The sequence below is a fragment of the Lyngbya confervoides BDU141951 genome (assembly GCF_000817775.3).
In the GTDB taxonomy this organism is placed as follows: domain Bacteria; phylum Cyanobacteriota; class Cyanobacteriia; order Thermosynechococcales; family Thermosynechococcaceae; genus Lyngbya; species Lyngbya confervoides.
In genome coordinates this window covers 37,235-57,716 of the sequence record NZ_JTHE03000004.1, presented here as the reverse complement: position 1 = coordinate 57,716, position 20,482 = coordinate 37,235, and the positions used below count along the sequence as shown (strand labels likewise).

The 20,482-nt window shown below is 50.2% G+C and carries 19 protein-coding genes and 1 pseudogene; 10 read left to right on the top strand and 10 right to left on the bottom strand.

Translation table 11 applies throughout. From position 1 onward, the window contains the following. The first annotated feature begins 60 nt into the window (after nt 1-60). The gene (locus QQ91_RS00425) at nt 61-930 is read left to right on the top strand and encodes a sigma-70 family RNA polymerase sigma factor (protein WP_166278689.1); all 870 of its coding nucleotides are present in this window, start codon (nt 61-63) and stop codon (nt 928-930) included. 12 nt (nt 931-942) lie between these two features. Here the strand turns inward: QQ91_RS00425 and QQ91_RS00420 are convergent, their stop codons facing one another. Next, nucleotides 943-1,434, bottom strand: coding sequence for an ureidoglycolate lyase (locus tag QQ91_RS00420; protein WP_166278581.1), 492 nt, complete (start codon nt 1,432-1,434; stop codon nt 943-945). Between the two features lie 103 nt (nt 1,435-1,537). Between QQ91_RS00420 and QQ91_RS00415 the strand changes: the two genes are divergently transcribed. Beyond that, nucleotides 1,538-2,455, top strand: a complete 918-nt coding sequence (locus QQ91_RS00415; protein WP_166278578.1) for an NAD(P)-dependent oxidoreductase — start codon at nt 1,538-1,540, stop codon at nt 2,453-2,455. On the opposite strand, the gene QQ91_RS00410 is transcribed toward QQ91_RS00415, so the two are convergent. The 5 genes and pseudogenes from QQ91_RS00410 to QQ91_RS00390 form a co-directional block, all read right to left on the bottom strand. Then, the gene (locus QQ91_RS00410) at nt 2,452-3,060 is read right to left on the bottom strand and encodes a hypothetical protein (protein WP_166278575.1); all 609 of its coding nucleotides are present in this window, start codon (nt 3,058-3,060) and stop codon (nt 2,452-2,454) included. The two genes, QQ91_RS00415 and QQ91_RS00410, sit on opposite strands and share 4 nt — an antisense overlap. Nucleotides 3,061-3,084: 24 nt before the next feature. Beyond that, a complete protein-coding gene (gene fumC, locus QQ91_RS00405; RefSeq protein WP_166278572.1) occupies nt 3,085-4,491 on the bottom strand; it encodes a class II fumarate hydratase in 1,407 nt (468 codons plus the stop codon). Between the two features lie 211 nt (nt 4,492-4,702). Continuing rightward, a pseudogene (locus QQ91_RS00400) lies at nt 4,703-5,449 on the bottom strand (Uma2 family endonuclease). Next, entirely contained in the window at nt 5,445-6,149 is a 705-nt protein-coding gene (locus QQ91_RS00395) for a hypothetical protein (protein WP_201277245.1), read from the bottom strand. Before QQ91_RS00395 ends, QQ91_RS00400 begins: the two are co-directional and overlap by 5 nt. 80 nt (nt 6,150-6,229) lie before the next feature. Further along, nucleotides 6,230-6,700 carry a hypothetical protein gene (locus tag QQ91_RS00390; RefSeq protein WP_166278566.1) on the bottom strand — a complete coding sequence of 157 codons (471 nt, stop codon included), beginning with the start codon at nt 6,698-6,700 and terminating at the stop codon, nt 6,230-6,232. Nucleotides 6,701-6,812: 112 nt separating this feature from the next. On the opposite strand from QQ91_RS00390, the gene QQ91_RS00385 reads away from it, so the two are divergent. The 5 genes from QQ91_RS00385 to QQ91_RS00365 all read left to right on the top strand — a co-directional run bounded on the left by QQ91_RS00385 (nt 6,813) and on the right by QQ91_RS00365 (nt 11,802). Next, nucleotides 6,813-7,022 (top strand): hypothetical protein, encoded by a 210-nt coding sequence (locus QQ91_RS00385; RefSeq protein ID WP_166278563.1) that lies wholly within the window; start codon nt 6,813-6,815, stop codon nt 7,020-7,022. Between the two features lie 172 nt (nt 7,023-7,194). Next, complete coding sequence (locus QQ91_RS00380) at nt 7,195-7,785, top strand: pilus assembly FimT family protein (RefSeq protein ID WP_349306847.1); 591 nt, start codon at nt 7,195-7,197, stop codon at nt 7,783-7,785. A gap of 102 nt (nt 7,786-7,887) precedes the next feature. Continuing rightward, nucleotides 7,888-8,352 carry a type IV pilus modification PilV family protein gene (locus tag QQ91_RS00375; protein ID WP_166278557.1) on the top strand — a complete coding sequence of 155 codons (465 nt, stop codon included), beginning with the start codon at nt 7,888-7,890 and terminating at the stop codon, nt 8,350-8,352. A 64-nt stretch (nt 8,353-8,416) separates the two neighbouring features. Then, on the top strand, nt 8,417-9,376 hold the full coding sequence (locus QQ91_RS00370) for a hypothetical protein (RefSeq protein ID WP_250833212.1): 960 nt from the start codon (nt 8,417-8,419) through the stop codon (nt 9,374-9,376). A gap of 17 nt (nt 9,377-9,393) precedes the next feature. Beyond that, nucleotides 9,394-11,802, top strand: coding sequence for a hypothetical protein (locus QQ91_RS00365; RefSeq protein WP_166278551.1), 2,409 nt, complete (start codon nt 9,394-9,396; stop codon nt 11,800-11,802). Nucleotides 11,803-12,489: 687 nt separating this feature from the next. On the opposite strand, the gene QQ91_RS00360 is transcribed toward QQ91_RS00365, so the two are convergent. The 4 genes from QQ91_RS00360 to QQ91_RS00345 form a co-directional block, all read right to left on the bottom strand. Continuing rightward, complete coding sequence (locus tag QQ91_RS00360) at nt 12,490-14,157, bottom strand: PulJ/GspJ family protein (RefSeq protein ID WP_166278548.1); 1,668 nt, start codon at nt 14,155-14,157, stop codon at nt 12,490-12,492. A 408-nt stretch (nt 14,158-14,565) separates the two neighbouring features. Continuing rightward, the gene (locus QQ91_RS00355) at nt 14,566-15,120 is read right to left on the bottom strand and encodes a pilus assembly FimT family protein (RefSeq protein ID WP_166278545.1); all 555 of its coding nucleotides are present in this window, start codon (nt 15,118-15,120) and stop codon (nt 14,566-14,568) included. 93 nt (nt 15,121-15,213) lie between these two features. Continuing rightward, nucleotides 15,214-15,804, bottom strand: coding sequence for a hypothetical protein (locus tag QQ91_RS00350; protein WP_166278542.1), 591 nt, complete (start codon nt 15,802-15,804; stop codon nt 15,214-15,216). 169 nt (nt 15,805-15,973) lie between these two features. Continuing rightward, a complete protein-coding gene (locus tag QQ91_RS00345) occupies nt 15,974-17,434 on the bottom strand; it encodes a hypothetical protein (RefSeq protein WP_166278539.1) in 1,461 nt (486 codons plus the stop codon). 483 nt (nt 17,435-17,917) lie between these two features. Between QQ91_RS00345 and pilM the strand changes: the two genes are divergently transcribed. Genes pilM through QQ91_RS00330 form a run of 3 tightly spaced genes read left to right on the top strand, consistent with a single transcriptional unit; the run spans nt 17,918 to nt 20,472 of the window. Continuing rightward, nucleotides 17,918-19,012, top strand: coding sequence for a type IV pilus assembly protein PilM (gene pilM, locus QQ91_RS00340; RefSeq protein WP_250833211.1), 1,095 nt, complete (start codon nt 17,918-17,920; stop codon nt 19,010-19,012). 3 nt (nt 19,013-19,015) lie between these two features. After that, nucleotides 19,016-19,756, top strand: coding sequence for a PilN domain-containing protein (locus QQ91_RS00335; protein WP_166278534.1), 741 nt, complete (start codon nt 19,016-19,018; stop codon nt 19,754-19,756). Further along, on the top strand, nt 19,753-20,472 hold the full coding sequence (locus QQ91_RS00330; RefSeq protein ID WP_166278531.1) for a pilus assembly protein PilO: 720 nt from the start codon (nt 19,753-19,755) through the stop codon (nt 20,470-20,472). The genes QQ91_RS00335 and QQ91_RS00330 overlap by 4 nt, the downstream gene beginning before the upstream one ends. Nucleotides 20,473-20,482: the final 10 nt, after the last annotated feature.

The following is a 20,482-nucleotide window of genomic DNA, read 5'->3' as shown; positions in this document are numbered from 1 at the left end:
GGATCAATCCCCACTGTTCCCGTTGGGAACCGGGATGGTGTCGCAGTTCAGGAGGGATCCATGGCAAAGACAGGCGGGATGGAGCACTATCTGGATCAAATTGGTCGAGTTCCGTTGCTCACCGCAGACCAAGAAATTGAATTGGGGCGAGCGGTTCAGGCCTGGTTGAGCGATCCCCACCCCGCGAGGGATCAAGCGGCAAGGGGGCGATGGGCAAAGGAAAAACTCATCGTGGCGAACCTGCGGCTCGTGGTGTTCATGGCTAAAAAGTATCAAAGGCGAGGCCTGGATCTGGAGGATTTGATACAGGAGGGAACCCTGGGGTTACACCGGGCGGTGGAAAAGTTTGATCCCTCCAGGGGCTATAAGTTCTCCACCTATGCGTACTGGTGGATTCGTCAGTCCCTGACGCGGGCGATCGCAGATAAGTCACGGCTGATTCGTCTGCCAGAGCATGCCTGGGAAAAGCTGAATCGGTTAAAAGTAGCCCGGCGCAAGTTTATGCAGCAGCAGGGGCGGACTCCGACGATGGCAGAACTTGCCGCGCAGAGTGCGATTCCCCTGCAAACCCTGGAGCCGCTGCTGGATCAGTTTATCCAGACCCACTGTGCCTCCCTAGATCGAGGCGTTGGGAAAGACGAGAACACGGCGCTGCTGGACCTCATTGCCACAGAGGAGATCAGCCAGATGGATCGCATTGCCCAGCAGATGCAGCGATCCCTGGTGGAAGAGGCTCTGAAGGTGCTTTCGGTGGGAGAGGCCCAGGTGCTGCGGCTGCGATTTGGGTTGGCCAACGGGCAGCCCCTGAGCTTGCGGGCCATTGGAGAGCATCTGGGGGTGTCTCGGGAGCAGATTCGGAAGATCGAGGGGCGGGCGCTGACTAAACTCCGGCAGCAGTCGCAAATTCGCCTGTTGAAGGGGGTAGCCTGAGGAAGTTGAGTCTTAGCCCGGATGGATTTCAAAGCACAGCCCCTGCTCCGCCAGGAAGTCATAGGTGGAGTGATCGACTACATTGGTATCGATCATCTCCAGATTGTAAAAATTCACCGCGGGATGATCAAAATAGGGACCCGCATGCCAGGTACCCCGATCGAGTTTGATAAATCCAATCCCAGGAATGTGAAAGGCCTGGAGCTGCGCTAGGCTGGGGGTAGGGGCTGCGGGGGCAACCGCAATGAACCAGTCTCGGCCCTCCAGCGATCCCAGGCATTGGGTGCAGTGCCGATGGTGGGTAATGGTGTGAAACTGTCGGCCTCGATACTCTAGGTGCATCAGGTAAAAACGGGGGGGGCCTTGGCCCAGGTAGATCTGGGCATCGCCTTCACCAAAGGGGGTGCCATCCTCCTGGGGAAGGATGAACTGGCCGTAGGGCCGAAAGTTTTCCACGGTAATGGTTTGGGCTGGGAGCGATCGCAAGGGTACGGGACAGGACATTCAAAAAACCAATCGCAGGGTCTTTATCTAACCTAGCCTGTTCCAGAAAGATCCCTACAATAGTCACCGACCCCTTGAAGACAACTGGGAATTAAAGAAAACCATGCAAGTCGGGATAATTGGTACTGGATTAATGGGTAGCCCCATTGCTCTGCGCTTGCAGGCCTGCGGCTATCCGGTGGTGGTGTATAATCGCACGATTGCCAAAACCCAACCGCTGCAGGTGGCCGGCATCAGGGTTGTGGAACCGGTTTCGGCATTGATTCGGCTCTGCGATGTAATTCTGCTAACCCTCACCGATGCCCCGGCGATCGCCGCGCTGCTGTTTGATCCGGCGCATCCCCTTGATCTGGACCAGAAGACCGTCATTCAAATGGGCACGATTAGCCCTGCCGAAAGCCAAACCCTGGCGCAGCAGGTGGCCCAGCGGGGGGGTGAATATCTAGAAGCGCCAGTGCTGGGCAGTATTCCCGAGGCCCAAGCCGGAACGCTGCTGGTGATGGTGGGCGGTGAAGAATCACAGTTTGAGCGGTGGCTGCCCCTGTTTGAAGCCTTGGGGACGGCACCGCGTCATATTGGGGCAGTCGGCACCGCGGCGGCCCTGAAGCTGGGCCTCAATCAGCTCATTGGTGCGTTGACGGCGGCATTTTCAACTAGTTTAGCCTTTGTCCAGGGCTACGAGGTTCCCGTGGATTTGTTTATGGCGATTTTGCGAGAAAGTGCCCTCTATGCTCCCACCTTTGACAAAAAGCTGCCACGCATTCAAGCGCAGAACTTCCAGAATCCTAACTTTCCCACGAAGCACCTGCTTAAGGATCTGCGCCTGTTCTGCGAAGCAGCCCAAGAGGTTCAACTTGAACTAGCGCCCGTCCAAGCCCTTTGTCAGATCCTGGAACAGGCCATGGTTTCCTATGCAGACCAGGACTATTGTGCCCTCTCTACGGCCGTGAATCCTGGGGCCGTGAATCCTGGGACCGTGAATCCTGGGGCCGTGAATCCTGGGGCAGATCCCGCCCGCTAGAATCCCTTGGCCCGTTCAATGTAGGACTGTTTAGCAGCGGGCTTCTGCTTCTTTTGGCGGGGTTTTTGCTGTTCCCGCAGGCTTTGGGTCACCGTTTTGATAGCGGTTTCCACCGTTTGCAGGGGCAGACGGGTGTCTGATTCAAAGGCAATGGCCAGGGTGCGATCGCTTTGGGCCAAGGGCACCAGGTACAGCTCGGTGTAGCGGTAGCCATTGCGCGTCCGCTGGGTTTGGGCTTCGCCGGTGAGCGGAGCGCCAAAGAACTCCCGCTGGCTGTATTCTTGGGCGGGGGCATTATTCCCGGTAAATAAGTATTTGGCATACCCCATCATCTCTTGGGGCGACATCTGCACCCAGCTTTCGGGATCTCGCTCAATTTCAGCAAAGCGAATCACCATCTGTGGATCTAGGTCACTGGGATAGACAATGCCAACGGTGTCTCGGGCGAGGGCCTGCACCTCTGAAAAACCGCTGGGAGATTCAAAGGTAACCCCAAGGGCTTCGTGGGTCACGGTGGGCTCTGCGCGCACGAGCATGGGCAAGGAGAGACTCGCGACGAGGGCAGAGGCCGCGATTGCAGCGGTGGGATGAAACCAACGGGACATGGGTTCGCAATTCCTTAACGGGTGTCAGGGGGACGGGTGTTCAGCCAAAGGGGTTGTCATTGCGGCAGGATCGATGGCTTGATCAAAGGCTTCACCAGACAGGTATCCCAGCGCAAGGCAGGCATCGCGTAGGGTGATCTGCTCACGGTGGGCTTTTTTTGCCACCTCCGCGGATCGGTCGTAGCCCAGGATTGGGGTGAGGGCCGTGACCAGCATCAGGGACTGATTCACCAGAAATTCAATCCGGCCGATGTTGGCCTGGAGCCCTACCACCAGATAATCGGTAAACCCACAGCAGGCATCGCTGAGGAGGCGAATGGAGCGCAGGAGATTATAAATGATCACGGGCTTAAACACGTTCAGCTCTAGGTTACCCTGACTCCCAGCCAAACCAATCGTCAGGTCATTTCCCATAACCTGGGTACAGACCATGGTCATGGCTTCGCACTGGGTGGGATTCACCTTACCGGGCATGATGGACGATCCTGGCTCGTTGGCGGGAAGCTGTAACTCGCCCAGTCCACAGCGCGGTCCTGAGCCTAACCAGCGCAGATCATTGGCAATTTTCATCAAGGACGCGGCCAGGGTTTTGAGTACGCCGCTGGTCATGACCAGGGCATCGTGGGCGGCGAGGGCGGCAAACTTATTGGGCGCTGTGGTAAACGGCAGCTGGGTGATCTGGCTAATTTGCGCCGCCACCTGTGGGCCAAAGTCCGGGTGGGCATTCAGGCCGGTCCCCACGGCGGTTCCGCCCAGGGCCAACTGATAGAGGTGGGGCATGGAGATCTGCAGGCGCTCCAGGTTTTGGTCGATCTGGGCTACATAGCCTGAAAATTCCTGTCCTAGGGTGAGCGGCACCGCATCCATCAGGTGAGTTCGACCAATTTTGACGATGGGGGCAAAGGTTTGAGCTTTTTGATCGAGAGCCTGGCGCAGCTGAGTGACGGCGGGCAGCAGGCGATCGTGCAGAGCGATGGCCGCGGCAATATGCATGGCGGTGGGAAACACATCATTGGAGGATTGGGAAAGATTGACATGGTCATTGGGATGCAGCGGCGATTTCTGGCCCAGGGGGGATCCGGCCAGCTCATTGGCGCGGTTCGCGATGACCTCATTCACGTTCATATTAGACTGGGTACCACTTCCGGTTTGCCAGACCCGCAGGGGAAAGTGATCGCGCAAGGTACCGTCAATTACCTCATCGGCGGCCTGGATGAGCAGCGCAGCTTTGTCTGCCTCCAGCATGCCCAGGGATTGATTCACAAGGGCGGCAGCTTTTTTAGCTATGGCGAGCCCCTGAATGACCTCAAAGGGCATGACCTCTTCGCCAATGGCAAAGTATTTGAGCGATCGCTGGGTTTGGGCACCCCAGTAGCGATCGCTGGGCACCTCAATGGGGCCAAGGCTATCGGTTTCAATACGGGTGGACATAGGAGGTTCAAATCCAGCAGAGACTAGGAATATGCACCCCTCTGAGTGTATCAGCCATGCTCAGTAGATCACAAAGACCCTGCTGTCCCTCATCCCCCAGCCCCTTCTCCCAAAAATGGGAGAAGGAGAGCCGGAAAGATTCAAAGCCCCTCTCCCTTTCTTGAATGCCCCTTGGGCCATAGCTTGGGAGAGAGGTTTGGGGTGAGGGGAACTATAGACTCTCAGGGTCAATCCCTAAGTCTCTGAGTTTTTCCGCCATGACCTGTGCGCGTTGATGCTCCTGCTCAGCCCGTTGACGTTCTTGCTCGGCTCGTTGATGGGCTTCGGAAAGCTGTTGACGGTTCAGTGCTTGTTGCTGAGTGAGCAACCGCTCTACGATAGGCGGATTGAGGACCGGGTCTGCGGTCAGAAGTAGATCTGGAAATATCGCTGATTGAATGGGTTGGGAGCCAGAACATTCAGTTTTGCTGTAGCCAAATTCGCCCTCTGGATCAGACATGATCCAAAAATGCTGCTTTTTTGGGTCTACCAACCAATATTCAGGAATGTTGTTGTAGGCATATTCCGCCATTTTCAAGACATAGTCATCCCGCCAATTTTCGCTCGTGACTTCAACGACAAGGGTCGGTGTTTCTTCAAAGTTCAACACCCCTGCTCACGGCCGATCCTGAATTGACAGCCAGAGCGGTCGGGGATACACCAGCACATCGGGAATCCGCACTGTATCTTCGTCGGTGCGAACAGCGACGCCCGTCATGCAGACCAAATCAAGATCTTGGGCGGCGATCATTTGCTGAAAAACATGGACTAAAAACTGACAGATGCGGCTGTGCAGCAGGGTGGCGGTGGGCATGACAATTAAACGCCCGTGCCAAAGTTCATAGCGGACATCAGGTTCTCCGGTGTAGTCTAGATAGTCATCAAAACTAAGCCTGGTTCCAAGTAAGTTTGTGTCAATGCTTTTGATCTAGCGGTCGTCGCCCATTGAGGGACGAAGCAATCAAGAAATTGCGGAACCAATCGTCATGATATCGAAAGCCGTTAAACTCCTCAAACGGAGAAATACACCCACGCTTAGCAACTTGAGTCTTGCGACAATAGGGATGGAAGTTCCATAACAAGGCGATGGAACGCACCGATTGCTCAACCGATTCAACGTTGCCATGAAAATATTGCATCGCATAGAGCACTCGGTCGAGATAATTCATGGGACGATCCACTTGATTGCTGGTGCGATAAGCTCCCTCGAACTCGTAGGCGACTTGGAAATCCTTGGATTTAGCTTTCAACCGTTTGATGCTCTTGGCGATAGATACGGGTAAAGATGCCCCCGCAGCCCATTCAATCAAGCGACGCAGACGCTGGGCAAATTCGCGCTTCGTAGCCCCTTGATAGACCTGCCACAGCTTGTCCTGAAGTTGGCGAGACAATGTTGAATTGGAACGACATCGATCTTTGACCTTGAGGACTTCGTGGAGAAAACATAGGATCCACCGAATCCCAGGAAACAGCGCGAGCCAGGCACGATGGGTTGCCTCCCAGCCGTCGGTCGTGACACTTTTAGGTGCATAGTGTGGAGCATGGTGGGTAACCTCTGCTTTGAACACTCCATAGGCATCCTGAAGACTCTCCTGATCCGTGCCTTGAGTGGCGCTCAAACCCAAAATGCAGCCCCAAGCTGCGACTGTAGCTAAAAATATCTTTTGGCCCTTCCAACGACTGTGCTTCTCGTCGGCCACTAGATGGGGGGGAGCGCCGCCGGGGTTTTAACCGTGCTCCCAACGATCGATGAGCGCCCAACCGATTGGGTTACCCGGTACCAATGGGTTTCATCTTTACCCAAAACGTAGGCAATTCCCTCATAAGAGACTCCGTGTTGACGCAGATAGAGGGCTTTTCCTGCTTGCTCTGCGGTTTCACTCATGTACGGTGTCACAAAGTCAGGACGAATTTGGTAGGCTTCATTGCTCTGGTGTAAACGAATCCGACGGGTTTTGATTCCTTGACGCACAGAGGTGACAAAGCCGTGGAAGCGATAGCCGCCCGCAATTTCAACGGGAAACAGTTCTGGATGTTGAGCGATTTGCTCATCCAGATAGGCGCGAAAGCGATCTCGGTCTTCAACGAGGGTTGCGTAGTCAATTTCCCCAACGATGGGTAGGCAAATACTTTTGTCTCCTGGAGTGCCACGGGGCTTACGGTTGGCCATGGGTCTGACCTCCAAACAACGCTAAAGTGTTGACGCTAGTTCTATTCTACGACGTTGACACAAAATTACTTGGAATCAGAACTAAGCTTTTGGGAATGAGCTGTAGAAGGAGATGAAGTCATGCGATCGCCTCTTGAACCGACGCAGCAAGGTTGAGGAAAGTCTATCACTTTCGCCCCAGGGGCGATCGCTGGGGCGAGATGGCAATCTGCCGCTCTTAATCCCCGCGCCTAGCCGATCCATCCGTAGATTTACGGAAGTTTGCTTGCGGGGTTGGCGATTTTTATTTTGCGAAGTTAAAATCGGGGCATTCATTCTTTAGCACCATAAAACTCAGACTGCGTGCTGTTCAGAATAAGATGGCAGCGGCGCTGGGTTTGTGCGGGTTCATCTGGACTAGATGAAACCTCAAAGGAGCGCGACCGCCATGCGGTCCTTTCGGGGGGTAGACGAGTGCTTTTGGTTTTTTCCCAGTGATGTGAGTCAAAACAACTATGATATTTCCTTCCGCAGTCCGCCCTCGTTTCCCCCTTGGATTGAAAAGGCAATGCTGCCAAACAGCGCGAGGATTTACCATGCCGCAGATGATTGTCACCTTGGCAGTGATTGGGATATTGTCTGCGATCGCGGTTCCTTCCTTTAGCATTGGTGCGAATGCTTTAGTTGACACGACCGAACGAGTTAAAAATCAAATTAAACTGGCGCGAGTAAAGGCACTCTCTACAACAACAGCCTTTCGCCTGAAGCCTGTTTCCGCTCGGCGGATTGAGATTCAACAGCACCAGCTCACTGCCGGAACTTCCCTATCGGGGTGTCAAGATGCAGCCATTGAAATCGATAGCAACGGAAAGTCTGTTTGGAAGACCGTTACGGGTTTTAGCGCAGAGGATTTTCAGTTTGAGGACGGGGTTGAGTTAACGGATGTGTCCGTAAATAGTACTTCTGTACCTGTAACGACATGGCAACTTTGCTTCGATAGCCGTGGAATGGCTGACAAAAGCATAGTCCTTGAGCTAACCGATACCCAAAGTGGAAGGCAGCGCAGCCTCGAAGTATTCATGGGGGGGGCGATTGAGACCAACTAGCGTTTGTTTCGTGATGTTCAAGGTGGATGAATTTTCCATCTCTCGCAGGGAACTATAGGTAAAAGAAAACGCTTCCTTCATCATTGAGGCAGACGACTTGGCATGAAAGAGCCAATCCAAACAACGCGATCGCAACTACTCCCGGCAAGGATAAAAGGGTTAGCCAGATCGTTTCGCCAGGGCTTTAGCCTGGTTGAAGCGATGGTTTCATTGCTGGTGTTATTTGCGGTGATGGGGGGGCTAATTCCAGTATTTATGACCTGGCGGATCAATACTGTAAACAACACGATAAAAACGGGAGCAATTGCTATTTCCCAACAAATTTTAGATGAACTTCGCCAGGATCCAAATGTAGATGCCTGGGCTAGCTCAGGAACCGTTACCGTAATGCCATCCGGGAAGTCGATTGCGCCCATTAGCTACAACAGCAAAACATATAACGCCTCAATCACCTACTGCGCTACAGCCGGATACTGCAATGCTAGAACCCGCCACGTTAAGCTCGAAGTAAGTCACAATGCTAAACCCATCTACATTATCGAAACTGTATTCACCAAATTCGAATAAAGGGCTAACTCTAATTGAGTTAATCGTTGGGGGACTTGTCTCGCTCATTGTACTATCAGTTACGTTGGGACTAGTTGTAGAACAGCGGCGACTGTTTTTAGGGGATCAAAGTCAAATAGATAATAATCAAAATTTGCGGGCCGCAGCTGACTTGATTGGTGCAGATATTCAGCAAGCAGGAGAACGAATTGAATTAGGAGCAACGCTGCCAATTGTGCAGGTGCGGGCAGGGAGTTCATCCACAGATCCAGATACTCTTGTACTTCAACGAAAGCTGATTTCTGATGAACTCAGCCTCTGTGACAATGTTACGGCGACGGATAAGCAGCTGAAGGTGGCTGATAGTGCAACTGGCTGTCATTTCTCCGACGGTAATACAGATAAGTTAACAGATAGTTTAGGGCAATTCAAAGCCTATCGCTGTAGCCTGGATTCTGGGAAAACGTCTTGTAATCGTGGACAGGATGATGCGACAAGTGCAGAAATTTTAATCGAGTCCAGTTGTGATAATGAATGTGTCTTTGGCTATATTCATAATCCGGATACTAAAGAAGGAGAGTTCTTTCTGTATACGGATGAAGTCTATCAAGAGAGTTCAGGGACGCAAAACTATCTAAAAGTCATTCCGCTAGGCCCTGGAAATCAGTGGCAGCGCTCCTATCCACTATCGGCGAATCCCCAAATTTATATCTTAGAGGAACAGCAGTATAGTCTCTGTAATGGCGTTTTAGAAAAAACCAGTAATCGTCAACCTGAGAATAGTTTTAATTGTTCCTATTCCAGTAGTGGTTCGCAACCTGCACGATTGGTCAATAATCTTAAAAATTTACAGTTTCGAGTCCAGACTACTAGCGGTTGGCAATCATCATTTAACGAGAATTTGACAACACTGACAGACTTTACAACTATCAAAAGCATAGAGGTTTCTCTGGAAACCCAGCCCTCTGATCGGATTAATACGGCTTCGAAAACGTTGTTGCTTTCGACTGAGTTTTTTCCCCGTAATGCCCAATCTGAATTTTAGGATTATCTCTGAAAGTCATGAAAAATTCCTTTAATCGCACAACCTTCGCTTTAATATTGCATTTAAAGGAAAAAGCGGGTGATCAAGACGGCTATAGTTTGGTGATTGTCCTGGTTTCGGTTCTGCTTCTGGGGGCGCTTTTATTGGCCTCTGCGTTAATGGGTCAGCTTGATTCTTCCAGTACCCGAGCTTCTACCAATCGTAATTCAGGATTTTATGCAGCTGAGGCAGGCTTAAACTTGAGGGCTCAAGCTGTGCGGGCTAAGTTTGAGGGCTTCAACCGCCCCAGTGGTATTTCACCATTATCCTGGGAGTTCTGCACTGATACAGTAGACAGTAATAATGGATCTGGTGACTTTGCCTGCGACACAAGTTTGACAATCAACGGACAAAGAATAGCTTCTTACGTGATTGATCGAACACCGGCAACACCTGTATCTATTACGGTTCCCAATGGTATTTATGCAGGTTTAAATGCTCAGGAATATCGATACGATGTGGTCTCTACTGCGCTGCAAAATGAAGGGTCGCAGCAGCTACCTAGCGCCATTTTAGGGCTGCGCTTTAAAAGCCGTTTAGTTCCCCTATTTCAGTTTGCAGTTTTCTATGAAAATGATATCGATTTTTCCATTCCTCCAGATATGACGATGAATGGGCGAATTCACAGCAATAACAATATTTTTGTGAATTCTAGTAGTGGATCGACCCTAAAGTTGAATAGCATTCTTTCGATGGGAGGAAAACTGTACCGTGGCAATAAGGCCGATGCCGGTTGGCAACAATGTAGCGGAACTGTCAAAATTCCCGATGCAGGGGGAACTGATCGCACGCTGAATTGCAGTGGCAATAACATTACGTCCTATGTGGCGACCACAACTTCTCCATCGACGATTGCTGACTGGGGGAATAAGCTAAATATTGGTATTAATCCGCTGACGATTCCTACCATCAATGAATTTGATCCGGTCGCGGGTGCAAAGTACTGGGATGCAGCAGACCTCAGAATTGTGCTGAAGTTAGACAGCAGCGAGAATCCGCTAGGGATTGAAGTTCGCAATGCAAATGGCAGTGTGAACAGTAGCGCCACTAGCAAGCTATTGAATCAATGTCCTGTCACAGAGCGATCGCTCCAAAGCAATCTTGGGGCTAACAGCACTGTGCTTCCCTTAGATTCTGCCAGCGGCTTTAACCCAGGGGATGCGGTGACCGTGGGGACAGATCTCGATAGCAACGTGATCCGACCAAGCGGCGTTGGTAGCAATAGTATTGAATTGAGACGGTTGCTAGGGCACAGCTATCAAACAACGGCCCCTTGGGTGGCCGGAGCCAAAGTGCGTAAGGCTGTGGTTTCCACCTCCGACACCTTCTTTAACTATCGTGAAAAGCATAAAATTCCCGGCTCGGGTGATGGAATCGTTGGGCAGACCATTCGCATGCTGAACGTCGATATTCAGGCTCTCTTAAACTGTGCCCACAGCCAAAATTTAATGGGTAAAGCCTTAGATGATACTTCGGAAGGGGGCTTAGTCTGGTTTTTTACGGTGGAAGGTCCCAACTCTGGCCTGAATTTAACGGGATCCACCTCCAGGGTAGGCAATCATTATGGTGTACGGCTTTATAATGGCCGCCATTTATTTTCGACTGTGAGTGGCGCCCCAGAAATTAAGGGTTTAACGGTAGTGTCTGACCAAGCCGTATATATTCGTGGAGACTATAACGTTGATAGTGATGACGCATCGACCTCAGGCATAACAGAAGCCTGGAAGCCCGCAGCTGTTCTTGCAGACACCATTAATGTGCTGTCTAATGCCTGGTCACTAGATGATTCCAATAGCCGATCATATGTCGGAAATTTACCAGTGACCATACGAAACTATAACATTCGAATTCCGACTGAAACCACCATGAATGTAGCCTTTTTGGCAGGAACGGAAATTTCAGGAGGCAGTAACGGAATTTCAGGATCTTCTCCGGTTACCACCTCCTCAGGAAGTGGCGGAGTGAACAACTATCCAAGATTCCACGAGCATTGGGGTGCTAGCGTCGGGTCGGGCACTACGCAAATTTGTGATGCCATATATTCTACGAAGCCCGACCGAGTTTGCTTTAACTATCGTGGATCGTTTGTGAGTTTGGGTGAGCCGCGACGAGTGAATTCGGACTTTTGCGGCAGTTATGATAGCAGCGATTGTAATATCTACAGTCCGCCGGTTAGAAATTGGGATTATGATTCCAGATTTAATAATGCAGCAAATTTACCGCCGATGACGCCAAGAGCTGTGTTTCTGACCCAGGAACTATTTGAGCGAAATTATAGCTATACCAGCTTTGAGGGTAGTTCTGGCCTAGTGGGTTTGAGTGGAAAACAACTTGTTGGGGCTTTGTTTGCCGCTGCCCCTTCCATGATGCCAAGCTATCGGTTCTAGGGTGTTATCATTCAGGTATAATTGCTTGGAGACAAGATCGCAGCAGGGCTGATCAGCAGACCACCTGCAGAAGCGACAGTCCCGAGTCAACGAGTGGCATCCTAGTTCCGTAATGAGTATAAGTGCTGAGTATGATCTTAAAGGGGTAAGGATACATTGTAATAGTGGATGAAGTCCCAGATTTCCCCAATTTTATTCTCTAACTTTTTAGGAAACGACAACGTCTTTCTCGCTCAGCATGATACTCGCTGTCACAGGGGCCAGTTGAACCGTTAAATCTGATTGATCTGTCCAGGGTCCTTGCCAACCCGTCAATATCGCTTAGAGGGGAGTGCGGTTTCGTAAGCTCCCGAAAGTCAGTATAACAGACAGTGCACCGTCGATAGACCGACAGTAGAGTACACCAGTGCACCCTAGTTTTGCAGGTTTGTCCTCATCCGCCAGTCCCTTCTCCCATTTCGGGACATCTGAGTGCATTTCTCATTCACGTAGTCTTCATACCTCTGAAACAATGGATTAAGCCATTCTTAACGATCTTGCAGAATCGCAGCGAGAACAGGGAAGTTTAGAGGCTACCAGACAAACAATGGGGAAAGAGGTGAAGATTTGTGGATAAATCTTCACCTCTTAGCGTTAATTAATCTACCTGATTAGTCAATGTCGAGAAAATAGTTCAGGATGTAGATACTACTTCTTTTTATTATTATTGCCTCCTACAGACTTGCTAGCCTGGGTACATGGATTTCCAGGGGCAGGAGTGCAGATAACGTTACCAAGAGCATCTCTAACTATCTCATCATTAGGGCGTGCATTTCCTGGAGTACAGTTTTCGGAGCCGTTCCCTAGACCATTGTTGCATTTCTGATTTGAACTGCTATTTTGAGTTTTGCTAGAACTGGTTGTAGAGTTTGAATTAGGTGTAGGGCCTGGATTAGAAGAGGTTTCTGATGAATTACTTGAACCTGAGGTGATTGAACCTGAGGTGGTTGAACCTGAGGTGGTTGAACCTGAGGTGGTTGAACCTGAGGTGGTTGAACTTGAGGTGGTTGAACCTGAGGTGGTTGAACTTGAGGTGGTTGAACCTGAGGTGGTTGAACTTGAGGTGGTTGAAGGACTACTCGAGGAACTTGTACTGGTGTTGGTTGGTGAAATCGTTGCCAGTACTACCATATCCTGCATATCGTAAGCTTGGGATCCAGAGTTTGTTGTTCCCATTTCAAACAGGAAAATCACTTCGTTAGGAGCTATACTGACTTTTCCTGTAGTTGAATCGATGTAGGGCTCCAGAAAAGTATCAATTGTCCTTTGTCCTGGGAGCGGCCTAAACTCTGGGACTGTATCCCCATCCACTAGAGTTAAGACTTGACTGCCTTGATCACCTTCAGAATTAAACTTCATATTGTGATTTTTGCAGCCACCGCTACTGTTATTTCCCTTAGCCCATCCTTCAATATTGAGGGTTGTGCTAGGAGAAACATCATAGCTCAGGGTTCCAGTAGGGCTAATCCAGCCACTATTAGACTCACCACTCACATTGACTTTTGCTAAGGTGGGGATAGTAGGCCCCCCTGCTCCACAGGTGATATCTCCCCCTAGAAACTCCACTTTCAGGGTCGATGCTTGATCCACAATAACGTTGCCATTTGTAATAGTGAAAAGCTTTGCAATGCTAGCACCTGCTCCTCCAACGGCTTGAAATGAGGGTGGAGCGACCCGCTTGTTCTTAGTACTCGCGTTTGAGGTTATCTGGTAGCTTTCCGTGCGTCCTAAAAGCTTCTGAATTTGGCCTACGGGCTTCAGCTGAACTGAGTCACCCGAAACACTGGCAGAAAAAGTATCTAAACGGTCCAGCAAAGCTAGCGGTTTCCAGTTGGCCGAATTAGCCGGATCAATGTAAGTTCCAGCTTGATCGAAGTTTGCTCCCCACCGAAACAGGACCTTGGGACCTTTCCAGGTTCCACTCTTGGGTGTGGCGGTAAAGTACGTAACCGGATCACTTCCACCCGGTAGATTTAATTGTAGGACCGGTGTCACAGAAGAAACATCAATTTCGCTCGATACCTCTGCCAGCTTATTGACCAGCCCCGTCGGCAAGGTCGGCGTTTGTACCAAATTAGAAGAACGATTCACCTCGGTAGTGATGAAATCTAAGGCACGGTTCATCTCCACCCGCCGTTCACTTTTGGCATTGGCTGTGGTGCTGGAATCTAGCATAGAAGCGATCGCCCCTCCGCTTCCAGCGACCAGCACCATAGTTAGACCTGCTCCAACCATCAGGTCGACCATTGAAAAACCACCTTCTTGGGAAAACCCAAGGTTTTTCCACTTCTTCTTCTGTAGCAATGCCTTGTACATAATCCCCGACAACTCCATATACGTCAAAATTGTGTTGGAAGAATTAAAGAATTTAATGACTATAGGTTTATGCTGTTTTAAGTGAGCTATCCTACCTAACTAAGTCAGAATGCTAGACATCCAGTTTTCAATCATCAATGACCCAGCCCCCGCACTGTTTTTTTCTTCCTGAACGATTTAATTCTCGCCAATCTAAGATAATTCTTCGTCAGTAGGATCACTTATTTTATTCTCGAGGATAAAAAAGACATTCGCCAGGGTGATCTGTAGGAGGATATTGGCCGGGGCAGCAGGTTTTGAGCGGCACAAAAAGAGGCATGGAATGAAAATCCATGCCTCTTGGAGTTATATTTAATGATTTTTGCGCTTGGTCAATTAAAGTCCTTCCAGCAATTGCGAGGATTAACTTTAAGAAGGAGACGGAGTTACACAATTGCTCTCAACCGACGACGCATTATCGCTAGAAGTTGGGGGAGCGCTGGCTGTATAGTTTCCAGTTCGAATCATTCCAATTCCATCTGACACGACAACACATTTCATGGAACGACTTGTAGGAGCATCTTTATCGTAAATTACAATTACCGACGTTCCAGAAACAATAGTTGCTGTCCCCTTAGAAGAAAATACAACCTGGCTACCCCCAACATCTTCTGTCGCTATATTGGCATTGACTCCCTGGATAAATCGTGTTCCAGTCGCTAAGCACTTGGAGGGAGACGCGCTTATAGATTGAGTATCGACAGTGACCGTACAAGTTGTATTTAGCTTAATGGCAGAGGCTTGAGCAATCTTCAGGGCCCCTTCTACTTGGGATAATACATCATCGATTTTTTTATTGTTGTACCAAGTCAGCATGCTCGGTGAAACAATGGCGGCTAGAATTGCCGTAATGAGCAAAGTCACCAGCATCTCGATCAGTGTAAATCCGGCAGATATGCCTCTATTATCTCGTTTACCTGTCATTGTTTATCTCTCAACCCATCGAGGGCGTCTGAACTTAAAAACCTAATAGATGCCTATTGCTGCTCTGCGGCAAGTAACTTCCCTTGACATGGGTTAAACTTGTTTGCAGGCAAAGGCGACCCCTGGTATTATTTCTGCATAATAGCTTTGGAGGGGTTCTACTGTGGTATCAGTGCCCGAGTAAATGTCGTACTGAACTCGCAAAACATGAGGATTTGAAGCCACTATACTAGTTCGCCTTCTCAGGGTATAAGGGCGATTGCCAATGGAGCTAAACTTCGGATCCGTATCATCTGTACCAATCACTGTGTCTTGTGCAGCAATTTCAGGATGATTATCGGCTTCATTTTGCAAAAGTGCTGCGTATCCATCAGTTGCAGTGGTGGCAGCACAACGATTGGTTGAAACGGATGCATAACTTTGAGTGACAGGGTCGTATCCACCTAGTGCCTTTGCTTGCGCAGAGACAACATTTAGATCCTCTTGAATCCAGTTTGCGGCCTGGCTAGCCTCTTGTGATTTTACCCGGAGCGCTGCTGCCACTGCGATCGCCTGCATTGCCACAGCCATAAATATTGCAGAGAGCAATACCCCTACTAAAATCTCGACTGTTGTAAAGCCTTGGTTGGGTGATTGAGAGTTTCTTGGTGATTGAGCTAAAAACTTGATAAATCGCATAAACATTTACTTGATCCTTATCTCATATGGCTGATAACAAACTTGTCAGTAGACTGACGAAGTAGAAGTAGGACTCGAAAAATCAACCCGTTGTATCGACTAATAATGTACTAGAAATCCTGATTTCTCTTGCCTACTCTTAGTAAATCAGCATTATCAACGGTTTCTACAGATATCAAGACTCCGGCTCCCAACGCTGAACCGGCCCTATTCGAGGTGGTGGAACACTGATGCTGGTAGCATCTAAGGCCCCTTTCCAGGTTGCGCGTGGACTTGTAACACTGTTAGTTCCATCAGCTCCAGACCAAGAATTAAGCCAATATACCCCCGTACTCTTCTGTCCACTGCCACAATCTCGTTCGGCTGTGCCTCCTGATGTGAAGCTGGCAGCGTAGCCGGGCAGATGGAAAAAAACATCGCAGACAACGGTTGCTTCATTCAGAGTTAAGGCTGAACCCGTGCCATATATTCTGATATCGAAGGGGCCACAGGTTAATGCAGCGCCAGGGTCATTACATGGATTTACTAAAATTTTATTCTCTAGGTTGATATCTCCGGTTACCCAGATATTCACCGCTTTGCCAGGGACAATTTCAAACGAGTCATCAATACTATTGATGATGTAATTATATATTCCTAGAGAGTCAGGCTGATCGTCAGCTGTTGCCCCATTATTATTGGAAATTAGCCGAGGTAACTTCTTACCAATCGCGGATCCCGAATTTGTTCCCGGAACGCCGCTGTTAATGCTACTGAATTCGTATACACCGGTTGGATACACGTCAGGCGTGCTAGGGTTACTGTCATGGTCGACTTTAGCTGGTATTGATGGCGCAGGTGGCATTGTCAGCTGAGAGCGAATAATGGCTTTTCCATTCAGCGGTGAAGCTGTTAAACTTCCTGTGCAAGGACCCACCACATCAGAATCCATGCGAGGATTTCCAGAAATCGTATTTTGGACCCACAAACCTGCAACTTGTTCATTTAAAATATCGAACACGGGAATTCGAACTGTAACGGTGGAGAAACTTTCTCCCGGTTCGCCGCGCATCACTGCACCCTCTACCGTTAAAGTCCCGTTGCTCTCATAGCGCAGAAGACGATATTCTCCCTTTGCAGGATCCGCTGAATCTACAAGTTGCCAGCTTGTCGTCGTCCAATTACTGAGAGCCGTTCTACTGTCGGCAAGGGTTCCAGTGCCACAAGAAGCATTTAGATGAGGAATGAGGTTTGGATTCCCCCAACTCGCGTCTGCGGCAGTGGTTCCAGTATTATTGCAACTGCCGTCACTGGCCCAATCATCGCCATTACAAGCATTGTATTTGGCCATGGACCGATACCGATTCATGAAAGCTTGGATTTTGGTTACTCCCGCTTCAGCTGCGAGCTGACTTCTTGAGGTCTCTTGTTTGCTTTGGGATACAGTGCGATCATCTTGAGCCCGCAGTACTGCCGTCAGAGCAACCAACAAAACAATCAATCCCATTCCAATTACAGTCGGTAAGGCAAAACCACTATCTGATGTTTTTTGAGGAATAAGGGAAGAGAGACTCTTGCGCATGCCAGGTTTACTCATCTCGATGGGGTTGAGGGTCTTAATTCTCAAGAGTTCATAAATGTAGGTTGAGTGAAGCATGAATCAATCCAATGCCTTCTCTGCAAGTAACTCAAGATCTGACAAAGGGTTTTTGATTTAGCTTCATCCGATCTTGCTCATGTCTTTACCAACTCCTCTCGTTCAGTCCACAGAAGGAGTGACCCTCACTGAGTTGATGGAGAACTTCAATCACACCTCTAGTGTGCCCAGTCTGTCTAATTCTTCGATCAGCGAAAAATGTTTTTTTAGCCTTCTTGAAAATGTTTGCCTCTCCTGGCCTCTCATTGCTAGCCCTGATGCCAACCTTGCCCTCATAAAGATCCCTAAGCTGTTTTTGAGATGAGAAGAGCTTTTATAACCGTTCGTGAGCGACTGCAAAAAATCTCCAGATCTACAAATCTATTTTTCTCCTTCTGGAGTATGATCATCCCCCTTCAGGATTTGGGTACTATCCGTACAGGATTGACTCTACAATCAATTCATTCAATCAGATGGTCGTGCTTATCAACGGACACCACTGCTGTGCCATTACTTAACTTCTTTTCTAAAAAACAACCAAGACTTGGTATTGAACTCACGGCGGATCAGATTAATGTCGTGCAGCTTCAATCCCAGAAGCAAGGGTACAAAGTTACCCAGTTTGCTTGCGGTCCCATGCCCGAAGGGGCCATGCAGGACGGGCAATTTCTGGACTACCAGACCATCGCCGAGGCCCTGCGTGCCCTTCTGGATGAAAACGGCATCAAGGGAACAGCGGTCGCCAGCGCCATTCCCGTGGGCGAGGCCGTCATTCGTTTAATTCGGCTGCCCGCCGAACTGGATGACTACGAGCTGCGGGATATGGTTCTCAACCAGGAAGCAGCCCTCTATCTGCCCTTTCCCCGCGAAGAGGCCGATGTTGACTTTCAGCAACTGGGCACGGAAATTGACGAGGACGGGATTGAACGAGTGGAAGTGCTGCTCGTCGCCACGCCCAAGGAGATTACCAATGCCTACCTGGAAATTTTCCAGCTGGCGGGCCTGGATCTGCAGGTGCTGGAAGTGAGCAGCTTTGCCATGATTCGCGCCATTCGCAGCCAGCTCTTGCAGTTTGTGTCCGGTGAAGCGATCGCCCTGGTGAATATCGATGCTGACGGCACAGAAATTAGCATCGTGATGGACGGTGTGCCCCAGTTTAATCGCAAGATTCCGGTGGGCACCCAGCAGATGAAGAGCGCCTTGAGTCGGGCCATGAACCTGCCCTTGTCCATGGGGAATGACCTGCTGCAAAGCATGACCGTTCCGGTGAGCGACATCAAAGATACCATCACCGGCATTGACGAAAACCCTAGCTCAGCTGCCCTGCTGCGGGTGCTGGGGGGGCTTTCCGATGAGCTGCGTCGATCCATCGACTTTTACCTGAACCAGGGAGAATCCCTGGAAGTGGTGCAGGTTTTCCTCTCTGGTCCGGGCGCAGTCCTCGGGCAAATCGATGCCTTCATGGCACAACGCCTGGGAATTTCGGCTTCGCTCATTGATCCGGTAGAATCCCTGGGATTGCAAAATGTGGATATGATTCCTGAGGATCAGCGATCAGGATTTGGAATTGTCATGGGCCTAGGGTTACGGGAGGCTTAAACCATGTATTGGATAGACATTAATTTATTGAACGATCGGGATGAGTTTGCTCCCGATCTGCCCACCGCTCCCACCCGGATTCAAGACGACAAGACGCCGATGTTTTTGGGTCTGGGGATTGGAATTGCTGCCATTGCGATCGCCTTTGGCGCCTTTGGAGTCGTTGGATTTTTGAACCAGCAATTGGCGGATAAGGAGCAGGAGCTCAATCAGGACATTGCCCGGCTGGGCCCCCAACTGCAGGAAGTGGAACAGCTGCAGCAAGAGCTGGATCAGGTGCAGGCTGAAACCGATGCCCTGGCTAAGGTTTTTAATCAAATTAAGCCCTGGTCCGCGATGCTCGCCGACCTGCGCGATCGCGTCCCCTCTACCCTGCAAATTAGCGCCATCACTCAGTCTAAGCCCGCACCCGTGCAAGCCGCAGAGGGTGCCCCCTCAGCCCCTGCCGGTGCAACCAGCAGTTTGAGCTTGAAGGGGACCGCCATCTCCTTTGGAGATGTGAACGATTTTGTTCTCACCCTGCGCCAGTCCAATTATCTCAGCCAGAGCGCGGCCAATACTCGGCTCAAGAATGCCACCCGCCAAGATCAACAAAACAGTGGCGGACTGGTTGAATATGACATTGATACCCAGATTAACGATGCCCCGGCCGAATCGCTGCTTACGGCCCTGCGTCAGCATGGTGCAGCGGGTCTAGTCGCTCGCATTGAAACCCTAAAAAGACAAGGAGTGATCAAGCCATGACCACAGGAGCGTTTATGGAAGATGGTTTTGACACCCCCTCTTATCCCGTTGCCTTTGGGGTGACCCTGACTCCTCAGGTGCTGGGCGTTCTGGCCGCGATTGGGGGAGTGGCCCTGGCGGGATACATTGGCGTGCAGCTAGTGGGACCGCAGCTAGAGCAGAATCAGCAGGCGCGGGAGGCCATTGCTCAGAAGGAACTAGACCTCTCCCAAAAAGAAGCCTCGGTGCGCAGGCTGGATGAGCTGGTGGCGTCCTTGAACCAGGTGAAGGACAAGCGGGAAGAGGTTCGGGAGTTATTTTCAAGCCAAAAGGCCCTTGATACGCTGTTGCTGGACCTCAATCGGGTAATTTCCACCAGCAATGCTCAACTGATGAAGTTTACGCCCAACTATGAGGCCTCTGGGGTGGTCGCAGACGGAAGCCTGGGTCCAGAGCTGAACTATAAGCTCAAGCGTCAGGTCACCGATGTTTCCTTTCAGGGCACCTTTGACCAAACGCTCAGAATTATGCAGGCCATCGATCGTCTGCAAACGGTTCTGGTGGTCCAGGAACTCAAGATGGAAGTGGGCAAAAACGACGACCAAAGCTTTCAAGTGGAACCGGAGGTGAGTTCTAGCTTCCAGCTATACGCCTATGTTCCCTTGACGCCTGAGGAGGCCGCCGCTGCCCAGCAGCAAGCTGAGCAAGCCAAGCAAAATCAGGATCAGCCAAACTAGCCTTTCCTGC

Bases quoted from the DNA above. Each gene is read 5' to 3' on its own strand.
- QQ91_RS00425 (WP_166278689.1), top strand. From the start codon at position 61: ATGGCAAAGACAGGCGGGATGGAGCACTATCTGGATCAAATTGGTCGA.
- QQ91_RS00420 (WP_166278581.1), bottom strand. From the start codon at position 1,434: ATGTCCTGTCCCGTACCCTTGCGATCGCTCCCAGCCCAAACCATTACC.
- QQ91_RS00415 (WP_166278578.1), top strand. From the start codon at position 1,538: ATGCAAGTCGGGATAATTGGTACTGGATTAATGGGTAGCCCCATTGCT.
- QQ91_RS00410 (WP_166278575.1), bottom strand. From the start codon at position 3,060: ATGTCCCGTTGGTTTCATCCCACCGCTGCAATCGCGGCCTCTGCCCTC.
- fumC (WP_166278572.1), bottom strand. From the start codon at position 4,491: ATGTCCACCCGTATTGAAACCGATAGCCTTGGCCCCATTGAGGTGCCC.
- QQ91_RS00390 (WP_166278566.1), bottom strand. From the start codon at position 6,700: ATGGCCAACCGTAAGCCCCGTGGCACTCCAGGAGACAAAAGTATTTGC.
- QQ91_RS00385 (WP_166278563.1), top strand. From the start codon at position 6,813: ATGAAGTCATGCGATCGCCTCTTGAACCGACGCAGCAAGGTTGAGGAA.
- QQ91_RS00380 (WP_349306847.1), top strand. From the start codon at position 7,195: ATGATATTTCCTTCCGCAGTCCGCCCTCGTTTCCCCCTTGGATTGAAA.
- QQ91_RS00375 (WP_166278557.1), top strand. From the start codon at position 7,888: ATGAAAGAGCCAATCCAAACAACGCGATCGCAACTACTCCCGGCAAGG.
- QQ91_RS00365 (WP_166278551.1), top strand. From the start codon at position 9,394: ATGAAAAATTCCTTTAATCGCACAACCTTCGCTTTAATATTGCATTTA.
- QQ91_RS00360 (WP_166278548.1), bottom strand. From the start codon at position 14,157: ATGTACAAGGCATTGCTACAGAAGAAGAAGTGGAAAAACCTTGGGTTT.
- QQ91_RS00355 (WP_166278545.1), bottom strand. From the start codon at position 15,120: ATGACAGGTAAACGAGATAATAGAGGCATATCTGCCGGATTTACACTG.
- QQ91_RS00350 (WP_166278542.1), bottom strand. From the start codon at position 15,804: ATGTTTATGCGATTTATCAAGTTTTTAGCTCAATCACCAAGAAACTCT.
- QQ91_RS00345 (WP_166278539.1), bottom strand. From the start codon at position 17,434: ATGCTTCACTCAACCTACATTTATGAACTCTTGAGAATTAAGACCCTC.
- QQ91_RS00335 (WP_166278534.1), top strand. From the start codon at position 19,016: ATGTATTGGATAGACATTAATTTATTGAACGATCGGGATGAGTTTGCT.
- QQ91_RS00330 (WP_166278531.1), top strand. From the start codon at position 19,753: ATGACCACAGGAGCGTTTATGGAAGATGGTTTTGACACCCCCTCTTAT.